The following is a 17,116-nucleotide window of genomic DNA, read 5'->3' on the forward strand; positions in this document are numbered from 1 at the left end:
CAGGCTCACTCCGCCGCGACGAAGGCGTTGGGATGCGGCGTCGGACCCGTCTCCACCGGCTTGCCGGCCGCACCCTTGCGGGCGAGCAGGAACAGCGTGGCGATATAGGCCGCGAGCAGCGCCGCATAAACGAGGAGGTAGCCGACCAGCGTCGTCGCCACCATCGCGGCCGGCACCGCCGAGACCGCGTCCGCCGTGCGCAGCACGCCCGAGACGAGCCAGGGCTGGCGGCCGATCTCGGTGACGTACCAGCCGGCGAGAGTCGCGACCCAACCCGAGAAGGTCATGGCGACGAGGCCGCGGGCGAGCCAGGGATGCGGCTCGCCGCGCCGCCACAGCCAGAAGGCGCCGCCCCACGAGACCAGCAGCATCAGCATGCCGACGCCGACCATGATGCGGAAGGCGAAGAAGACCGGCGCCACTGGCGGATGCTTGCCCTGATAGTCGTTGAGGCCGGGAATGACGCCCTGCGGGTCATGCTTGAGGATGAGGCTGGCGCCATAGGGCACGCCGATCTCGAAGCGGTTCTCGCGCGCCTTCTCGTCGGGCCAGGCGAAGAGGAGCAGCGGCTTGGCGGGACCGGTCTCCCAGTTGCCCTCCATGGCCGCGACCTTCTGCGGCTGGTGCTTCAGCGTGTTGAGGCCGTGCATGTCGCCGGCGAAGATCTGGATGGGGATGAGGATCGCCGCGAGGCCGACGCCGAATCGCAGGGCCGAGAGCACGGCCGGCGAGCGGTCATTGCGCAGCCACCGATAGGCGGACAGGCCCGCGATGAGGAAGGCCGCCGTCAGGCCCGAGGCGAGCAGCATATGCGCCAGCCGGTAGGGCATGGACGGGTTGAAGATGATGGCGAACCAGTCGGTCGCATGGACCACGCCATTGCGGATCTCGAACCCGACCGGCGTGTGCATCCACGAGTTCAGCACGATGATCCAGAAGGCCGAGAGCGTGGTGCCGCCGGCGACCAGCACCGTCGCGGTGGTATGCGCCCAGCCCGGCACCTTGCGGAAGCCGAACAGCATGATGCCGAGGAACACCGCCTCGAGGAAGAAGGCGGTCATCACCTCATAGGCGAGCAAGGGGCCGGCGACATTGCCGACTTTTTCCATGAAGCCCGGCCAGTTCGTGCCGAACTGGAAGCTCATGGTGATGCCCGAGACGACGCCGAGCGCGAAGGACAGGGCGAAGACCTTCACCCAGAAATGGTAGACGTCCATCCACTTGAGGTCGCCGGTCGCGCGGTAGCGGAGCTTGAAGAAGACCAGCGCCCAGCCCATCGCGATGGTGATGGTGGGGAAGAGGATGTGGAACGAGATGTTCGCAGCGAACTGGATCCGCGCGAGGATGGTCGGGTCCATGATGGTCGCGTTCATGGCGTCAAGGCTCCTGTTCCTGGCCGGGGGATACCGGAACACCCGCGAGCCGGGACCATGCCGGTGCGCGTCTCAAGAATGCCGTCAGCCCATGACGGCTGCAATGCTGAGGCGCGGGACGCGGCGGAGGACCAGGACATCGGGGGAACGGCTGGCTATCGTTATTTTCTGTTATTTCTGAAAATAACGATACCACCCGGAAAAGCAAGGGCACGGGGCCTGCTGAAACGCCGCGCCCGCCGGTGAGGGCACCGGCGGGCGAGATCATGGTGAAGGAAAGCTGGATGTGGGGGGCAGCCAGCCGTCCGGATGTCAGGCCGCGCGCACCGTCGCGAGGAAGGTCTGCAGCTCCTGCTGCAGCCGCTCCGAATTGCGCGACAGCTCACCCGCCGAGGCCAGCACCTGGCTCGCCGCAGCGCCGGTCGAGGACGCCGACTGGTTCACGCCTTCGATGTTCGAGGAGACCTCCGCCGTGCCGGCCGAAGCCTGCTGCACGTTGCGGGCGATCTCGCCGGTGGCCGAGGTCTGCTCCTCCATGGCCGCCGCGATGGAGGCCGAGATGGCGCTCATCTGGCGGATGGTCTCGCTGATGCCGTTGATGGCCGCAGCGGCGCCGCCGGTGGCATCCTGGATCTGGGTGATCTGGGCGCCGATCTGGGCCGTGGCCTTGCTGGTCTGCTCGGCCAGCTGCTTGACCTCGGAGGCGACGACCGCGAAGCCCTTGCCGGCCTCGCCGGCCCGCGCCGCCTCGATCGTGGCGTTGAGCGCCAGCAGGTTGGTCTGCGCCGCGATGGCGTCGATCAGGCTGACGATGGCGCCGATCGACTGGGTCGTCGTCGAGAGCTCCTGCATCTTGCGGCCGGTCTCGCCCGCCTCGTGAACCGCCTTCTCGGCGATCTCGGAGGACTTGGCGACCTGCGTCGCGATCTCCCGAGCGGAGATCGACATCTCCTCCGTCGCCGAGGCGACGGTCTGGACGTTGTTGGCCATCTGCTCGGAGGCCGAAGCAACGGCCGAGGTCTGGATCGAGGTTTCCTCGGCGGTGGAGGTCAGGGTGCGGGCCGCAGCCTCCAGCTCGGTAGCGGCGGAGGAGACCGAGCCGACGATCCCGCCGACGGCGCGATCGAACTGGTCGGCCAGCTCGTTCATGCTGCGGCGCTTCTCCTCGGCAGCGCGCTGCTCGGCCGCCCTCTGCTCCTCCTCCATGCGCTGCTTCGCCAGGCCGTTCTCGCGGAAGACCACGGCGGCGCGGGCGACATCACCCACCTCGTCCTTGCGATCGCCACCTTCGACAGGGGTCGCGTAGTTGCCGGCCGCCAGGGCCTGAAGCGTGGCGACGATCCGGCGGATCGGCGAAGCGATGCCGACATGGCCGATGAGCACGCCGATGCCGAGGCCCACCGCGATGCCGATGCCCGCAACCATGTTGATGATGAAGGAGCTGGACTTGTACTCCGCCGTCGCCTGGGCGGAGACCGCCGCGACATTGGAGTCGAGGGCCTCGGCGAAGGTCCGCATGTCGTTGCCGAGCCGGTCGGCGACGACACGGCTGCTTTCGACCGACTTCTGCAGGTTGGCGAGATCCTCAGACACGTCGAAGCGACGGACCTTGGCGGCCTGCACGAAGGTATCGTCGAGCTCGGCCTGATAGGCGCGCATCGCCTCGTCCACCTGGGCGAGGCGGCCGCGGAACTCGGCCGGCAGGTTGCGGCCGAGCCTCTCGCGCAGCTCGACATAGGCGCGCATGGTCTCGGCGATCTGCTGCTTCAGCCGCGCCACGCTTTCCGGGCGCGGGTCCGCGGCGATCGCATATTCGTTGCGGTTGAGCAGCGCGACGACCCGGTTCATCCGGGCGGCGATGAGCGCCTGGTTGGCCGAACGCTCCATGACGTCGGTCGCGTCGTTGAGCGAATGGAGGGACGTCGATCCCACATAGGCAATGGTGATAGAGACGGCTGATAGCAGGCCGATCAGGAAAAGGATTTTCGGAAGAATCTTGATACGTGACAGGATATTCATGGTGCCCCACCCCCAGGCTTTTGGCGACCACACCGGCCTACCGCACAAAGCTTAACGAGGTGGAAACCATGCAAAACATGGCAACATGCGACGTATGCTGGAATAAAGGCTCCTGAAAATCGTCAATACCGTCACGCAATACTGACGTTGCGGAAACTCAACGTGCGGCTGTGATCACCACCGGCGTCGTGGGGGTGGTCGTGACCGGCGACATGGCCGGGTGGGGCGGCCGAAGAGCAGTGGCGGCAAACAGGACGAGGCCGAACGACGCTGCGACCATGCTCCAGTCGCCGAGCCGCTTCAGGATGGAGGGCTCTCTCATCGCCCGCCCTCTACGACGGCGAGGGCGGCGAGCAGTCCGGGCGCCGGGGTGGCAACCACGGGGGTCTCAGGCCTTCCCGGCGCGAGGCCAAGGGACAGGCCGATCACGACCAGCACGGACGCGATGGCGCGGGCGCGATCGGCAGGAGGCAACGCGGCTTCGGCGGGATCATGGCTTTCGAGCATGGCGGCACGGCGGTGAGTGATCGGGACCGCAATGATCGGTCTGGAACACCGCGCCGGCAATGAAATGGCCCACTGAATGTGAGCGACGCCGGAGAAGACGATGGCACCGGAAGACATGTGGGGAGGAGGTTTTCCTCATGGGTCCCCGACAGGCACCGGCGACCGGTCAGCCGCCGGCCCGGACGCCCTGGTACCAGTCGTGGATCTCCTCGCCGTTCCAGAAGACCACGTCGCCGAGCGAGCGCGCGTACTCGTAGACCTCCTCGAGGTACCGGATGCGGTGCGGCTGGCCGGAAATGTAGGGGTGGATCGCCACCGCCATGATCTTGGCCCGCTCGGCGCCCTCGGCATGGAGCCGGTCCAGGCTGTCGCGGCAGCGCTGCGCCCAGTAGGGGCTCTCGTGGTGCTGCACGATCATGGTCGGAATGTCGTTGAGCTCGACCGTGTAGGGCAGCGTGGTCAGCGGGCCGTTGGCCGTCTCGATGACCGAGGGCTCGTCGTCCCAGACCCAGTCGCCGATATATTTGACCCCGGCCTCGGTCAGGAGATCGGGCGTCTCCAGCGTCTGCGTCAGGCCAGGTCCGAGCCAGCCGATCGGGCGCTTGCCGGTGAAGCGCTCGAGGATGTCCATGGAGCGGTGGATCATGCCACGCTGGTCCTCGACCTTGTGGATCGGCATCTGCTCATAGGCGTGGCCCATGAACTCCCAGCCGGCATCGCGCGCCTCCGCCGCCACCCGCTCGTAGTCCTCGCAGACGCGGGCATTGATCGAGAGAGTGGGGCGGATGCCCAGCCGGCGATAGAGGTCGAAGAAGCGCCAGACGCCGACCCGCATCCCGTATTCGTGCCAGCTCCAATTCGGCACGTCCGGCAGCAGGACCTGCCCCGTCGGCGCGGGCAGCACCTGGCGGGCCATGGGGCGGGAAATGTCCCAGACCTCGAGATTGACGATGGTCCACAGGACCACGCGCGCCTTGCCCGGCAGCTTCAGCGGCGGCCGGTCGACGATGGCGGAATAGGGAGCGCGGTCGCGGGGAAGGGTCATGGGGGGCCTGCGGGACAAATGTCTGATCGGCGTTGGGCGCGATTGTATACATACGCGCCGGACCTGCGTCACGGATCGTCGCTGGGAGCCCCTGCCGCAAAAAGCAGCACCCGTCAGGCGACGGGCCTCAGCCCTTCGCGCAGCACGCGCTTCATCACCTTGCCATTGGCGTTGCGCGGCAACGGATCGGTGGTCAGCGTCAGCGTCTCCGGCACCTTGTAGTCGGACAGCCGCGCCGCGCACCAGGCGCGGATCGTCTCCGCAGCGGGCTCACTCGCATCGGTGACGACCACCGCATGGACGCGCTCGCCGAGCACCGGACAGGGCACCGCGACAACGGCGCATTCGATCACGCCGGGGCAGGCGACGAGCACCGTCTCGACTTCCGCGGTGAAGATCTTGTAGCCGCCGCGATTGATCATGTCCTTCTTGCGGTCGAGCACCTGGACGAAGCCGTCAGCATCGATGCAGCCGAGATCGCCGGAATGCCAGAAGCCGGCCGTGAAGCCCTCGGCCGTCGCCTGCGGATTGCCCCAGTAGCCCTTCACCACATGAGGGCCCGCGATCCAGATCTCGCCGACCTCCCCGGCCGGCAATTCGCGGCCGTGATCGTCGACCACGATGATCTCGACGCCCGGTGCGGCCATCCCGACGCTGTAGCCATGGGTCGCCGTATAGCGCGGCGGCATGATCGTCGTCGGCGAGGTGGTCTCGGTGGCGCCATAGGCGTTCATCAGTGCGAGACCCGGGCAGCGGGCGGCGAGCCGCTCGATGGTCGGCGTCGGCATGGGCGCGCCGCCATAGCCGCCGATCCGCCAGGCCGAGAGGTCGTGGCTGTCGAAATCGGGCTGCAAGAGGCAAAGATTGTACATGGCCGGCACGAGCACCGACTGGGTCATGCGCTCCCGAGCGGCGAGAACGAGGAAATCCGCCGCCTTGAAGGCCGGCATGATGATGAGCGTCGCCGCCGCCCGGATCGTCGCGGTGATGTTGGCGATGAGCCCGGTGACATGGCTGAGCGGCACAGCGGCCAGCGAGCGGTCCGCCGCCGTCAGCCCCATGCAATGCTCATAGACCAGCGAGGAATGGACGATGCCGAGATGGGTGAGCATGGCGCCCTTCGGCCGTCCCGTCGTGCCGGAGGTGTAGAGGATCACCGCAAGATCCTCCTCATTCACCGCGGCAACGGGCGGTAGGGGGAGGTCCGCCGCCTTCGCCACCAGATCGGCGAGGCGCTCGCCGCCCTCGCCGCCCACTGTGAGACGGCGCACCGGGGCGGGGAGAGAACTGTCCGCGGGCAGCCTGTCCGCCATCTCGGCCTCGTGGACGAGGAGCCGCGCGCCGCAATCGGCTAGGATATGGGCAATCTCCGGCGCCTGGAGACGCAGGCCCATGGGGACCGCCACGGCGCCAAGGCGTGCGAGGGCGAAAAGCGCGGTGACGAAATCCGGCCGGTTGCCGACGAGGAGCCCGACCCGGTCGCCGGCAGTGACCCCCACGCCCGCAAAACCCGCCGCCATCCGGCCGACGGCCGCATCGAGATCGGCATAGGTCCAGCGGACGTCACCGCAGACGATCGCCTCGCCGCCAGGCCGGCGGGCAACAGCCTCCTCCAGCAGCGCGAAGAGGCTCGCCGGACGGTCGGCGAAGCAGGAGACCACGCGATCGCCGAAATGGGCCTCGCGTCGGAGGGGCGGCGGAGAGGTGTCGCGCCAGCTCATGCTCTGCTCCTGCAGCTGCCGGTCGGCGCTTCCCAAGGGAGGCGCCGCCAGCCGGATGCGCCAAGATCGCCGACATTCGCCCGCTCGCGCCATTGGCGGTTGGACAGAGTGTGAGGAGCCGCCGTCACGGCCAGCCCTGTCGCGCGGTACCGTTCCGCAAGGCTTGCCGGCTCACGGTTTCGCGACTGATGATCACGGATGTGCGATTGTGCACGAATGCAATATTAAGACGGCATTCATCATTGCATTTTCTCAAGTTCGTGATTGGCAAGTGATCGGGCGAAGGTCCATCTGTCTCCCTGTCGACGGCGGACACCTCCCGCCGACACCAACCTTTCGCAGGCGACGCGTGTCCCGATATGCCGCCCGCACCTCAACCGATCAGGAGATCATCATGAACTTCCGCACCCTGGCTCTCGCCACCCTCGCCATCGCTCCCCTCGCCACCGGCGCCCTCGCCCAGGAGGCTGGCTCGCCCTTCGCTGGCTCGCCGGAGCGTGACATCGTCAACACCGCCTCGCCCCGCGAGTTCAGCGCCCCGCGCGTGACCTACCGCTCGGCGACGCGCGTCCAGGCCGACGCCACTGGCGCCCAGGACCATGCCAATGTCCCGGAGGCCGGTTCCTTCGGTCAGTGAACGGGGGACATCGTCCCACATGGAAAAGCCGGGGCTCGCGCCCCGGCTTTTTCGTGCGTGGTCATGGGTATGGCCGTTACAGGCCGGCGCGCGCGGCGAGGAAGGCCGGCACCAGCACCGGGGCGAGCCGCGCCACCGGCGCCACATGCTCCTCGCGATAATGATGCTCGACGTCGAGCAGGTTCATCGTCCCGATCGTCGTGCCGTCATAGATCACCGGCACGTTGATGACCGAGCCAAGGCCCATGCTGCCGATCAGGTCGTGGTCGAAGAAGGCCCAGCGGATCGCCTCGCGGTCCCGGCCGAGATAGGGCCGCTGCTCTTCCAGCACATGCTTGCCCCAGGGCGTGGCGCCCATGGTCTTGCGGCCGGAGACCGGATATTCCGCCGGCCGGTTCGAATAGATGCGGGCGACGTCGGCCCCATCGACGAAGAGCAGCGTGAACAGCTTATGGCCGACGAGGGCCTGCGTCTCGCGCTCCAGCGCGGCGAACAGCGTCTGCGGCTGGCCGGGCGCGGCAAGGCTGGCGGCGAGAACGGCGAGCGGATCGGTCATGACGGCCTCGGGGCGGGAGGAATGCGCTCGGGCAGAAGGCCCTGCGGCCTCAGGTAGAGCACGAGGATGAGGGCGGCTCCGACCAGCATCTCGCGCAGGGCGGCCACCTGGACCGGCTGCAGGCCGGGAACCACCTCGCCGACGAAACGGGTCGCCTCAAGGAAGGCGACGACCAGCAAAGCGCCGATCACCGCGCCGATGGGCCGGCCGACGCCGCCCGCGGTCACCGCGAGGAAGATGTAGATGGTGATCAGCGGCTGGAAATGGTCGGGCGAGACATAGGTCTGGTAGTGGCCGTAGAGCGCGCCGGCGAGCCCGGCAATGGCGGCCGAGAGCGCGAAGGCCTGAAGCTTGAAGCGCAGGACCTTCTTGCCCGCGAAGGCGGCGAGCTCCTGGTCCTCGCGGATCGCCTTGAGCGTGCGGCCGAAGGGCGAGAGGTCCAGCCGCCGCAGCGCCAGCCAGACCAGCGCCACGATCACCGCGACGAGGCCGCAATAGAACAGGTTGAAGCCGAGCGGACCGAGCTCCGCCTTGAACGGGGCGCGGATGCCGGACATGCCGTCCGAGCCATTGGTGAGCCAGCGCTCGTTGAGGGCGACGAGTCGCACGACCTCCGCGAAGCCGAGGGTGACGATGGCGAGATAATCGTCGCGCAGCCGGAGCGTCGCGAAGGTGACGACGAGGCCGGCGACGACGCCAGCGCAGGCCGCCGCGATGAGACCCAGCGGCACCGGCGCGCCGGCGCCCGTCGCGATCGCCGAGGCATAGGCCCCCACCGCGAAGAAGCCGGCAAGGCCGAGATTGACCATGCCCGCGCCACCCCAGATCAGGTTGAGGCTGAGCGCCAGCAGGCCGTAGATCCCGCCGATGGTGAGGGTGAAGAGCAGGTAGTTCAGCATCACACGGCCCTCTCGCCGAGGAGGCCGCGCGGCCGGAAGGTCAGCATGAGCAGGATGGCGGCAAAGCCGATGGCCGAGCGATAGGTCGCCGGCACGGCGAGAACGGCCAGTTCCTCCGCAATGCCGACGCAGAAAGCGCCGACCACCGCCCCGGGAATGGAGCCGAGGCCGCCGAGCACCGCGGCGGCGAAGACCGTCAGCAGGATGCGCGTCCCCGCGAGCGGATCGATGGAGGTGTCGACGGCGAGCAGCACGCCGCCGGCCCCCGAGAGCCCGGCCCCGACGAACAGCGTCACCACCGCGACGAGCTGCGGGTCGATGCCCTTGAGGCGGGCGAGGTCGACATTGTCGGCCACGGCCCGCATCGCCTTGCCGAAGCGCGTATGGCGCAGGAACAGGAACACCGCCGCCATGACGATCGCGGCGAGGATGACATTCTCGATCTGCTGCGGCCCGATCCTCAGGTCGAGGAACCGGAGGTCGGGCTTGAGCGGCAGGTCATAGCCGCGCAGGTCGTTGCCGAAGCCGAAGCGGATGAGGTTTTCCAGGATCAGGTTCAGCGCGATGGTGGCGATCGCCACCGTCAGCGCTCCCGCAGGCCGGAGCCGCCTCAGGCCGCCCTCCTCCCCGATCACGCCCACTGCCCCCGCCACCACGAAGGCGATGGCCACCACGGGGAGCACGCCCAGGCCCAGCGTCGTGTTGGCGACCCACCCGGCGAAGCCGCCGATGGTGATGTAGGCCGCCACCGCGAAGCTCGGATAGCGCAGCACGGCGAAGATCGCCGTGAAGCCGATGGCCGGCACGGCAATCAGCGCGCCGGTCATCACGCCATTGAGGATGGCCTGGGCGAGAGGCGTCATGGTCAGGCGATCTTGACCAGGGCGATCTTGCCGTCGCGCACCTGTTCGTAGCGGAAGCGGCTATCGGTGATGTCGCCGCTGTCGAGGAAGTCGCAGGGACCGGAGGCGCCCTCGTAGTCGACCGCCTGACCCGCGGCGATGGCCTTCAGGCCGTCGATGGCATTGTCGACCTTGGCGCCGCCGGGCGCCTGGCTGACCTTGCGCAACGTGTCGCGGATGGCGGTGCCCGAGGAATCCTTCGCCGCGGCGATGGCCATGAGGATCAGGTTCACCTGGTCATAGACCTGCGTCGTGTAGGGATCGGGATTGGCGACGCCGATGAGCTTCACCAGCCGCGCATAGGCGCCCGAGGCCTCGTCGGAGGACGGCGAGATGGTGAAGATGTTCTGCACGACCTCGGCCGGCAGGCTCTCGACCAGCTTCTGGTTCACCGAATAGCCGAAGGCGATCTTCCGGCCCTGGAACCCGGCGCGGAACAGGTCGCGCAGCAGCACGGTCGTGTCCGGCGCATAGCCGCCGAGGATCAGCGCATCGGGGCGGAAGCGCAGGATCTCGTCCACCTCGGAGCGGTAGGACGGCTTCTTGTCGTCATAGATGAGCGCGCCGGTCTCGCCGCCCTTGGCCTTCACGGCGAGGGTGATGTTGTCGAACTGGCTCTTCTGGAAAGGGGTCTGCGGCGAGACGAAGAAGACGCGCTTCGCCCCCTGCTCCAGCGCGAACTCGCCGAACTTGCGGCCCTGCAGCGTCGTGTTGGGCTGGGTGCGGGCGATATAGCCCTGGTGCGGCAGCAGGGTGATGGAATCGGCGCCGGAAACGGTGGCGAGGAAGGTCTTCGATTCCCAGCAGAGCGGCGCGACCGCCGTCGTCACCGACGAGGCCCAGGTGCCAACGATGGCCGAGACCTTGTCGACATCGATCAGCTTGCGGGCGGCGCGCACGCCAGCCTCGGGGTTGGTCTGGTCGTCCTCGACGCTGAGCTCGACGCGACGGCCGAGCACGCCGCCGGCCGCGTTCACCTCGTCGACCACGGCGCGCATGGCGCGCGCCATGATGGGCCCATAGGAGCCGCCGGCGCCGGTGAGCGGCACCAGGGGCCCGAGGCGGATCGGTGCGGCCTGCGCGAGGACCAGGGCGGGAGCGGCCGGCAGGAGGCTGGCGGCAGCCGCGCCCTGCAGGAGAAGGCGTCGTGTGATGCTCTGTGTCATGCCGGGGCTCCTCTGGATCATGGTTCGCTCAGCCGCCCAGGAACAGGCGGCGAATCTCCGGGTCTGCTGCAAGGCCCGGGCCGGTTCCCTCGGCGCTGTTGCGCCCCGAAACCAGCACGTAGCCACGATGGGAGACGGCCAGCGCTTCCACCGCATGCTGCTCCACCATCAGGATGGGGAGCCCGTCGCGGTTGAGCGCGACGATGGCGTCGAAGAGGTCGTCGGCCGCCTTGGGCGACAGGCCGGCGGTCGGCTCGTCCAAGAGCATCAGGGACGGATTGCTCATCAGGCCCATGGCCATGGCGAGGATCTGCCGCTGGCCGCCGGAGAGGGTCCGGGCCAGCGCCCGGCGCTTGGCCGCAAGCATCGGATAGGTGGCATAGAGCCCCTCGGCGCGGGCGGAGGCCCCCGCCGGATCGAGGAAACCGGCGATCTCCAGGTTCTCGGCGACCGTGAGGCTGCCGAAGACATTGCGCTCCTGCGGCACGAAGGCGATGCCGGCCTTGGCCCGGCCGCCGGCATCGGCGGATGTCACGTCCTTGCCAGAAAGGATGATCTGTCCCTCCTTGGCGGCGACCAGTCCGGCAATAGTCTTCAGCAGGGTCGACTTGCCCGCCCCGTTCGGCCCGATGATCGTGACGATCTCGCCCGGCTCGACGCGCACCGAGGCGCCCTTGAGAATCTGCTCGGCGGCGCCATAGCCGGCGACGACGCCCTCGGCGGCGAGCACGCTCAATGCCGCCTCCCCAGATAGGCTTCGAGCACCCGCTCATCGCTGGCGACCTCGTCGAAGCTGCCGCGGGTGAGCGTCCGCCCCTCCGCCATGACGATGACCGGATCGCAGAGGCGGCGGATGAGGCCCATGTCGTGCTCGATCAGGCAGATGGTGACGCCCTCGCGGTTCAGCGCCACGAGATGGCCGGCGATCTCTTCCGTCAGGCTCGGATTGACCCCCGCCATGGGCTCGTCGAGCAGGATGAGCCGCGGCTCGGCCATGAGGGCCCGGCCGATCTCCACGAGCTTCTTCTGTCCGCCCGAGAGGGCGACGACCGGATTGTCCACCACCCCATCGAGCTTCAGGCGGCGGATGACCGCCCAGGCCTGTTCGGCCAGCGCCTCCTCGCGCAGGCGGGCTTTGTGAGAGCCGATCAGGGCGGATACTAGGGATTCTCCCGCCTGCTCGCGGCCATAGAGCATCAGGTGCTGGAACACGCTGAGCTTGGGGAAGCCGCGCGCCAGCTGGAAGGTGCGCACCAGCCGCCGGCGCACCAGCGCTTCCGGCGGCAAGGCCGTGACATCCTCGCCGGCGAAGGTGACCGCGCCGCCATCGGGCCGGTAGAGGCCGGAGACCACGTTGAAGAGCGTCGACTTGCCCGCGCCATTCGGGCCGATCAGGCCGGTGAAGCTGCCCTCGGGGATGGCGATGTCGACGCCGTTGAGGACGCTGACGCCGTAGAAGCCGCGGGTGAGGCCGGAGATGGTGAGGAGATCGGTCACGCCTTGCCTCCCCGCGAGGGAGCCTGCCGCACCGGCAGCGACGGGAAATGGCCGCGCACCTGATCCTTCCAGAAGGCCAGAAGACCGGCGAAATAGACGGGGTCGTCGCGCAGCACGGTCTGGGCGATCATGCCGCGGATCAGGCACATGGTGGCGTTGAGCACGGTGCGCGTTGTCTCCGGGTCCGTGCCGCAGCGGCTCGCCAGCGCCATCCAGATAGCATCCAGCGCCGCGTGGAAATCGCGCACCATCGGCACCAGGCGCGCCCGGAACTCGGGATTGTGTCGCGCCTCCGGCAGGTATTCGAGGGTGATGTAGAACAGCCGGTCGTTCATCACGTCCCAGATGCGGTCGACGATCTCGTCGCTCGACCCGCCGCGCTCCGCAACCTCCAGCGCAAAGGCATGGAGCGTCTCCGTCACCTGCTGGAGATTGCGGGTGACCGCGGTGATGATGAGCTCGTCGCGGCTGGCGAAATGATGGGTCAGCGCCCCGCGCGAGACGCCGGCATGGGCGGCGATGTCGGTGGTCGACAGGCGAGTGAGGCCGCGGTCGTGAATGAGGTCGATCGCGGCGTCCAGGATCTTGCTGGACGTCTCGCGACTGCGCTCCTCCTGCGATCGCCGGTCCCGCGCCGCCACGCCATCCCCCTTGGGTCCCATCGGATGGCCCGAGTTGATCGGGCGAAAAACAAACAGTCAAGTATGTTTCTATTCGGATGAGGGATGAGACAGGCGAGGGTCGGAAGGGTTCTGCAACGCCGGACGGCGAAGCAGCGCCTCGACCCCCTCGCAGTCGCTTCCGCCATCCGCTATGGTCCGCCGCGAACACGTGCCCGAGGGCTTCTGTCTTGACCGCATCGCTTTCCCGTCGCACCGCTCTCCTCGCCGTCGTCGCGGGCGCCGTGGCGCTCGGCGGCTGCGGCCGCCGCGGAGGCCTCGAATTGCCGGGCGAGACGCCCGCCGCCATCGGCGGACCGACGCCGCCGAACCTGCCGCCGCGCGCGGAAGCCGCGGCCGATCCCGCCAACCCAGCCCAGCGCGAGGCCGGCCCGCGCCGCGACTATGACCGCAATCGCCCCGTCGGCCGCGGTCAGCTCCTGCCGTCCGGACAGTTCATCCTCGATCCGCTGCTCTGAGCGGCCCTCCCGCCGCCAACGCCGAACGCTCGCCCCATGCATCATTTCGCCTATCGCGACGGCCGCCTCCATGCCGAGGACGTGCCGCTTGAGACCATCGCGGCCGAGGTCGGCACGCCGTTCTACTGCTATTCCACGGCGACGCTGGAACGGCACTACCGCGTCTTCACCGAAGCCTTCGCCGGCCTCGACACGCTGGTCTGCTACGCGATGAAGGCCAATTCCAACCAAGCCGTCATCCGCACGCTCGGCCGCCTCGGCGCAGGCATGGACGTGGTGTCGGGCGGCGAGCTGAAGCGGGCGCTGGCCGCCGGCATTCCGGGCGAGCGCATCATGTTCTCCGGCGTCGGCAAGACCGAGGCCGAGCACGCCGCCGCGCTCGAGGCCGGCGTCTTCTGCATCAATGTCGAGAGCGAGCCGGAAGTGGCCCAGCTGTCGCGTGTTGCCACCTCCCTCGGCAAGACCGCCCACATCTCCTTCCGCGTCAATCCGGATGTCGACGCCAGGACCCACGCCAAGATCTCGACGGGCAAGAAGGGCGACAAGTTCGGCATCCCCATTTCCACGGCGCGCGAGGCCTATGCCCGCGCCGCCAAGCTGCCGGGCATCCACATTGCCGGCATCGACATGCATATCGGCTCGCAGATCACCGACCTGCAGCCCTTCGACGATGCCTATGCCCTGCTGGCCGAATTCGTCGGCACGCTGCGCGCCGACGGCCACGCCATCGACCATGTCGATGTCGGCGGTGGCCTCGGCATCCCCTATCGCGACGACAACGAGCCGCCGCCCGAGCCGATGCGCTATGCCGAGGTGGTGAAGCGCCACACGGCCTCACTCGGCTGCCGCGTCATCATGGAGCCGGGGCGGATGATGGTCGGCAATGCCGGCATCCTCGTCACCCGCGTCATCTATGTGAAGGAGACGGAGGGCCACACCTTCGTCATCGTCGACGGGGCCATGAACGACCTCATCCGCCCGACGCTCTACGACGCCCATCACGAGATCCGCCCGGTCAAGGAGCCCGTCCCCGGCGCACCGAAGCCGAAGGTCGACGTCGTCGGCCCCATCTGCGAGAGCGGCGACTACCTGGCGCTGGGCCGCAAGCTGCCGAAGGTCGGCCCCGGCGACCTGCTCGCGGTGATGACGGCCGGCGCCTATGGCGCGGTCCAGGCCGGCACCTACAACACCCGCCCGCTCTCGCCGGAGGTGCTGGTCAAGGACGCCGACTATGCGGTCGTCCGCCCGCGCCTCGACGTCGAGGCCATCATCGCCATGGACAGGCTGCCCGGCTGGCTCTGAAACCCAGCCCTGCCGAAAGCCTGATTGACCGGCCGGGAACAAGGGTCTTCAAGCACGGTTTAAACCGTCACGGAGCCCCATGATGCTGCCCAAGCGCCTGGTCGACGGCTATGCCTCCTTTCTGGAAGGCCGCTTTCCGCAGGAATCCGAGCGCTACAGGCAGCTCGGCGAGGACGGCCAGAGCCCGAAGACCATGGTCGTCTCCTGCTGCGACAGCCGCGTCTCGCCGGAGGTGATCTTCGACGTCGGGCCGGGCGAACTCTTCATCGTCCGCAACGTCGCCAACCTCGTGCCGCCCTACGCGCCCGACGGCAGCCAGCACGGCACCTCGGCGGCGCTCGAATTCGCGGTCCAGGCGCTGCGCGTCTCCGACATCGTCGTTCTCGGCCATGCCCGCTGCGGCGGCATCCGCGCCTCGGTCGCCGAGGACGCGGAGCCCCTCTCCCCCGGCGACTTCATCGGCAAATGGATGTCGATGATCTCGCCGGCCATCGACCGCCTTGGGCCGCGCGGCAACCGGCCCATGGCCGACTATCTGAGCGCGCTGGAGCGCGCCTCCGTCGTCCATTCGCTGGCGAACCTCAGGACCTTTCCCTGCGTGAACATCCTCGAGCAGCGCGGACGCCTGCGCCTGCACGGCGCCTTCTTCGGCGTCGCCACGGGCGTGCTCAGCGTGTTGGACGAAGCGTCAGGCGTCTTCGAGCCGGTCCTCGACGCGCCGGGCAAGGTCTTCGCCTGCTCGGCGGCGAGCTGACCTACAGCGTCACCGCGCCATAGCATGGCGCCTTGCCCCAGACCGCGAGCCGATAGCCCTTGCGCAGCCCGAGGGTGAAATAGGGATCAGCCTCGACGAGGGCGACGGCCTCCTCACGGCTGTCCACCTCCAGCACCCACAGACCGCCTTCGAACCAGGCGCCCGGTTCCGGCCTTAGTCCGCCGCCGATCAGGATGCGGTCGGCATGGGCGGCGAGATAGTCGAAATGCGCCTGCGAATGGTCCTTCCGGACCCAGGCGGCGTCGGAATTGTCGTCGAACAGAACGATCCAGCGGGCCATGACGGCTCTCCAAAACGACGAACGGCGGGCCTTGGGGGCCCGCCGTCGCACACAATGGGTTCGATGCGAAGGAGAGGGCGACCGATCAGGCCGCCGCTTTCGCCCGCGGCTGGATGAGCTTGCGGTTGATCAGCACCTCGGCGATCTGCACCGCGTTGAGCGCCGCGCCCTTGCGCAGGTTGTCGGAGACGCACCAGAAGGCGAGGCCGTTCTCCACCGTGGCGTCCTCGCGGATGCGCGACACATAGGTCGCATCCTCGCCGGCGGCGTCGAGCGGCGTGGCGTAGCCGCCGTTCTCATGCTTGTCGATGACCAGCACGCCCGGGGCCTGGCGCAGCACCTCACGCGCCTCATCGGCGGTGATCGGCTGCTCGCACTCGATGTTCACGGCTTCCGAATGGGCGATGAAGACCGGCACGCGCACGCAGGTCGCGGTCAGCTTGATCTTCGGGTCGAGGATCTTCTTGGTCTCGACCGTCATCTTCCATTCCTCCTTCGTGAACCCGTCCTCCATGAAGACGTCGATATGGGGAATGAGGTTGAAGGCGATGCGGGCCGGGAACTTCTTGGTCTCCGGGTCCTTCATCGAATAGAGCGCCTTGGTCTGGCGATCGAGCTCGTCCATGCCTTCCTTGCCGGCGCCGGAGACCGACTGGTAGGTCGAGACGACGACGCGCTTGATGCCGAAGCGGTCGTGCAGCGGCTTCAGCGCCACCACGAGCTGGGCGGTCGAGCAGTTCGGATTGGCGATGATGTTGCGCTTGGAGAAGCCGGTGATCGCATCGGCATTCACTTCCGGAACGATCAGCGGCACGTCGGAATCGTAGCGCCAGGCCGAGGAATTATCGATCACCACGCAGCCCTGGGCGCCGATCTTCGGCGACCATTCCTTCGACACGGCGCCGCCGGCCGACATCAGGCAGATGTCGGTGTCGGAGAAGTCGTAATGCTCGAGGGCCTTCACCTTCAGCACCTTGTCGCCGAAGGAGACCTCCTGGCCGACCGAGCGGCGGGAGGCCAGCGGAACGACCTCGGAAACGGGGAACCCGCGCTCCTCGAGGATGGCGAGCATCTCGCGGCCCACATTGCCCGTGGCACCCGCGACGGCGACCTTGTAACCCATGATCTGGCCTCTTTCGGCTATGGTTCTCCCCCGGGACCGGATCGCCTGGCGATCCGTTGGCGCCCATCTCCCCGTCGGGGGAGCACCCGGAAGCGAGGACGAAGCGTCAGCCTGCCGTGCCGCGCGTGGCGACCGGCTTGGTTTTCGTCGTCGTTTTGCTGCGACCGAAAGCCATG

The 17,116-nt window shown here is 68.1% G+C and carries 19 protein-coding genes; 4 read left to right on the forward strand and 15 right to left on the reverse strand.

The genetic code is table 11. From position 1 onward, the window contains the following. Positions 1 to 5: 5 nt before the first annotated feature. The 6 genes from C8P69_RS08000 to C8P69_RS08020 all read right to left on the reverse strand — a co-directional run bounded on the left by C8P69_RS08000 (position 6) and on the right by C8P69_RS08020 (position 6,665). Positions 6 to 1,358: a cytochrome ubiquinol oxidase subunit I gene (locus C8P69_RS08000; RefSeq protein ID WP_108176528.1), complete on the reverse strand. Its 1,353-nt coding sequence runs from the start codon at positions 1,356 to 1,358 to the stop codon at positions 6 to 8. A 327-nt stretch (positions 1,359 to 1,685) separates the two neighbouring features. Continuing rightward, on the reverse strand, positions 1,686 to 3,392 hold the full coding sequence (locus C8P69_RS08005) for a methyl-accepting chemotaxis protein (protein ID WP_108175880.1): 1,707 nt from the start codon (positions 3,390 to 3,392) through the stop codon (positions 1,686 to 1,688). 157 nt (positions 3,393 to 3,549) lie between these two features. Further along, the gene (locus C8P69_RS23805; RefSeq protein WP_170118171.1) at positions 3,550 to 3,714 is read right to left on the reverse strand and encodes a hypothetical protein; all 165 of its coding nucleotides are present in this window, start codon (positions 3,712 to 3,714) and stop codon (positions 3,550 to 3,552) included. Further along, positions 3,711 to 4,016, reverse strand: coding sequence for a hypothetical protein (locus C8P69_RS08010; RefSeq protein ID WP_108175882.1), 306 nt, complete (start codon positions 4,014 to 4,016; stop codon positions 3,711 to 3,713). The genes C8P69_RS23805 and C8P69_RS08010 overlap by 4 nt, the downstream gene beginning before the upstream one ends. 49 nt (positions 4,017 to 4,065) lie before the next feature. Continuing rightward, positions 4,066 to 4,944, reverse strand: coding sequence for a polysaccharide deacetylase family protein (locus C8P69_RS08015; RefSeq protein WP_108175884.1), 879 nt, complete (start codon positions 4,942 to 4,944; stop codon positions 4,066 to 4,068). Between the two features lie 113 nt (positions 4,945 to 5,057). After that, positions 5,058 to 6,665, reverse strand: coding sequence for a class I adenylate-forming enzyme family protein (locus C8P69_RS08020; protein ID WP_108175886.1), 1,608 nt, complete (start codon positions 6,663 to 6,665; stop codon positions 5,058 to 5,060). A gap of 394 nt (positions 6,666 to 7,059) precedes the next feature. Here C8P69_RS08020 and C8P69_RS08025 point away from each other — a divergent pair, with 394 nt between their 5' ends. After that, the gene (locus C8P69_RS08025; RefSeq protein WP_108175888.1) at positions 7,060 to 7,302 is read left to right on the forward strand and encodes a hypothetical protein; all 243 of its coding nucleotides are present in this window, start codon (positions 7,060 to 7,062) and stop codon (positions 7,300 to 7,302) included. Between the two features lie 76 nt (positions 7,303 to 7,378). Here the strand turns inward: C8P69_RS08025 and C8P69_RS08030 are convergent, their stop codons facing one another. Genes C8P69_RS08030 through C8P69_RS08060 form a run of 7 tightly spaced genes read right to left on the reverse strand, consistent with a single transcriptional unit; the run spans position 7,379 to position 12,984 of the window. After that, positions 7,379 to 7,858, reverse strand: a complete 480-nt coding sequence (locus C8P69_RS08030) for a GAF domain-containing protein (RefSeq protein WP_108175890.1) — start codon at positions 7,856 to 7,858, stop codon at positions 7,379 to 7,381. After that, the gene (locus C8P69_RS08035) at positions 7,855 to 8,757 is read right to left on the reverse strand and encodes a branched-chain amino acid ABC transporter permease (protein ID WP_108175892.1); all 903 of its coding nucleotides are present in this window, start codon (positions 8,755 to 8,757) and stop codon (positions 7,855 to 7,857) included. Before C8P69_RS08035 ends, C8P69_RS08030 begins: the two co-directional genes overlap by 4 nt. Beyond that, complete coding sequence (locus C8P69_RS08040) at positions 8,757 to 9,620, reverse strand: branched-chain amino acid ABC transporter permease (protein ID WP_108175894.1); 864 nt, start codon at positions 9,618 to 9,620, stop codon at positions 8,757 to 8,759. Before C8P69_RS08040 ends, C8P69_RS08035 begins: the two co-directional genes overlap by 1 nt. 2 nt (positions 9,621 to 9,622) lie before the next feature. After that, a complete protein-coding gene (locus C8P69_RS08045; protein WP_108175896.1) occupies positions 9,623 to 10,825 on the reverse strand; it encodes an ABC transporter substrate-binding protein in 1,203 nt (400 codons plus the stop codon). A gap of 28 nt (positions 10,826 to 10,853) precedes the next feature. After that, positions 10,854 to 11,555, reverse strand: coding sequence for an ABC transporter ATP-binding protein (locus tag C8P69_RS08050; protein ID WP_108176531.1), 702 nt, complete (start codon positions 11,553 to 11,555; stop codon positions 10,854 to 10,856). 2 nt (positions 11,556 to 11,557) lie between these two features. Beyond that, entirely contained in the window at positions 11,558 to 12,322 is a 765-nt protein-coding gene (locus tag C8P69_RS08055) for an ABC transporter ATP-binding protein (RefSeq protein WP_108175898.1), read from the reverse strand. Next, a complete protein-coding gene (locus tag C8P69_RS08060; protein ID WP_108175900.1) occupies positions 12,319 to 12,984 on the reverse strand; it encodes a TetR/AcrR family transcriptional regulator in 666 nt (221 codons plus the stop codon). Before C8P69_RS08060 ends, C8P69_RS08055 begins: the two co-directional genes overlap by 4 nt. Positions 12,985 to 13,172: 188 nt before the next feature. Here C8P69_RS08060 and lptM point away from each other — a divergent pair, with 188 nt between their 5' ends. From lptM to C8P69_RS08075, 3 genes are all read left to right on the forward strand, one after another. Beyond that, positions 13,173 to 13,460, forward strand: a complete 288-nt coding sequence (gene lptM, locus C8P69_RS08065) for an LPS translocon maturation chaperone LptM (protein WP_108175902.1) — start codon at positions 13,173 to 13,175, stop codon at positions 13,458 to 13,460. Between the two features lie 36 nt (positions 13,461 to 13,496). After that, complete coding sequence (lysA, locus tag C8P69_RS08070; RefSeq protein WP_108175904.1) at positions 13,497 to 14,762, forward strand: diaminopimelate decarboxylase; 1,266 nt, start codon at positions 13,497 to 13,499, stop codon at positions 14,760 to 14,762. A gap of 82 nt (positions 14,763 to 14,844) precedes the next feature. Next, positions 14,845 to 15,516 carry a carbonic anhydrase gene (locus C8P69_RS08075; protein ID WP_108176533.1) on the forward strand — a complete coding sequence of 224 codons (672 nt, stop codon included), beginning with the start codon at positions 14,845 to 14,847 and terminating at the stop codon, positions 15,514 to 15,516. 1 nt (position 15,517) lies between these two features. Here C8P69_RS08075 and C8P69_RS08080 read toward each other — a convergent pair whose 3' ends face one another. Beyond that, the gene (locus C8P69_RS08080) at positions 15,518 to 15,817 is read right to left on the reverse strand and encodes a YciI family protein (RefSeq protein WP_108175906.1); all 300 of its coding nucleotides are present in this window, start codon (positions 15,815 to 15,817) and stop codon (positions 15,518 to 15,520) included. 85 nt (positions 15,818 to 15,902) lie between these two features. Beyond that, positions 15,903 to 16,940, reverse strand: coding sequence for an aspartate-semialdehyde dehydrogenase (locus tag C8P69_RS08085; RefSeq protein WP_108175908.1), 1,038 nt, complete (start codon positions 16,938 to 16,940; stop codon positions 15,903 to 15,905). Positions 16,941 to 17,116: the final 176 nt, after the last annotated feature.

It is taken from the genome of Phreatobacter oligotrophus (genome assembly GCF_003046185.1).
Lineage (GTDB): Bacteria > Pseudomonadota > Alphaproteobacteria > Rhizobiales > Phreatobacteraceae > Phreatobacter > Phreatobacter oligotrophus.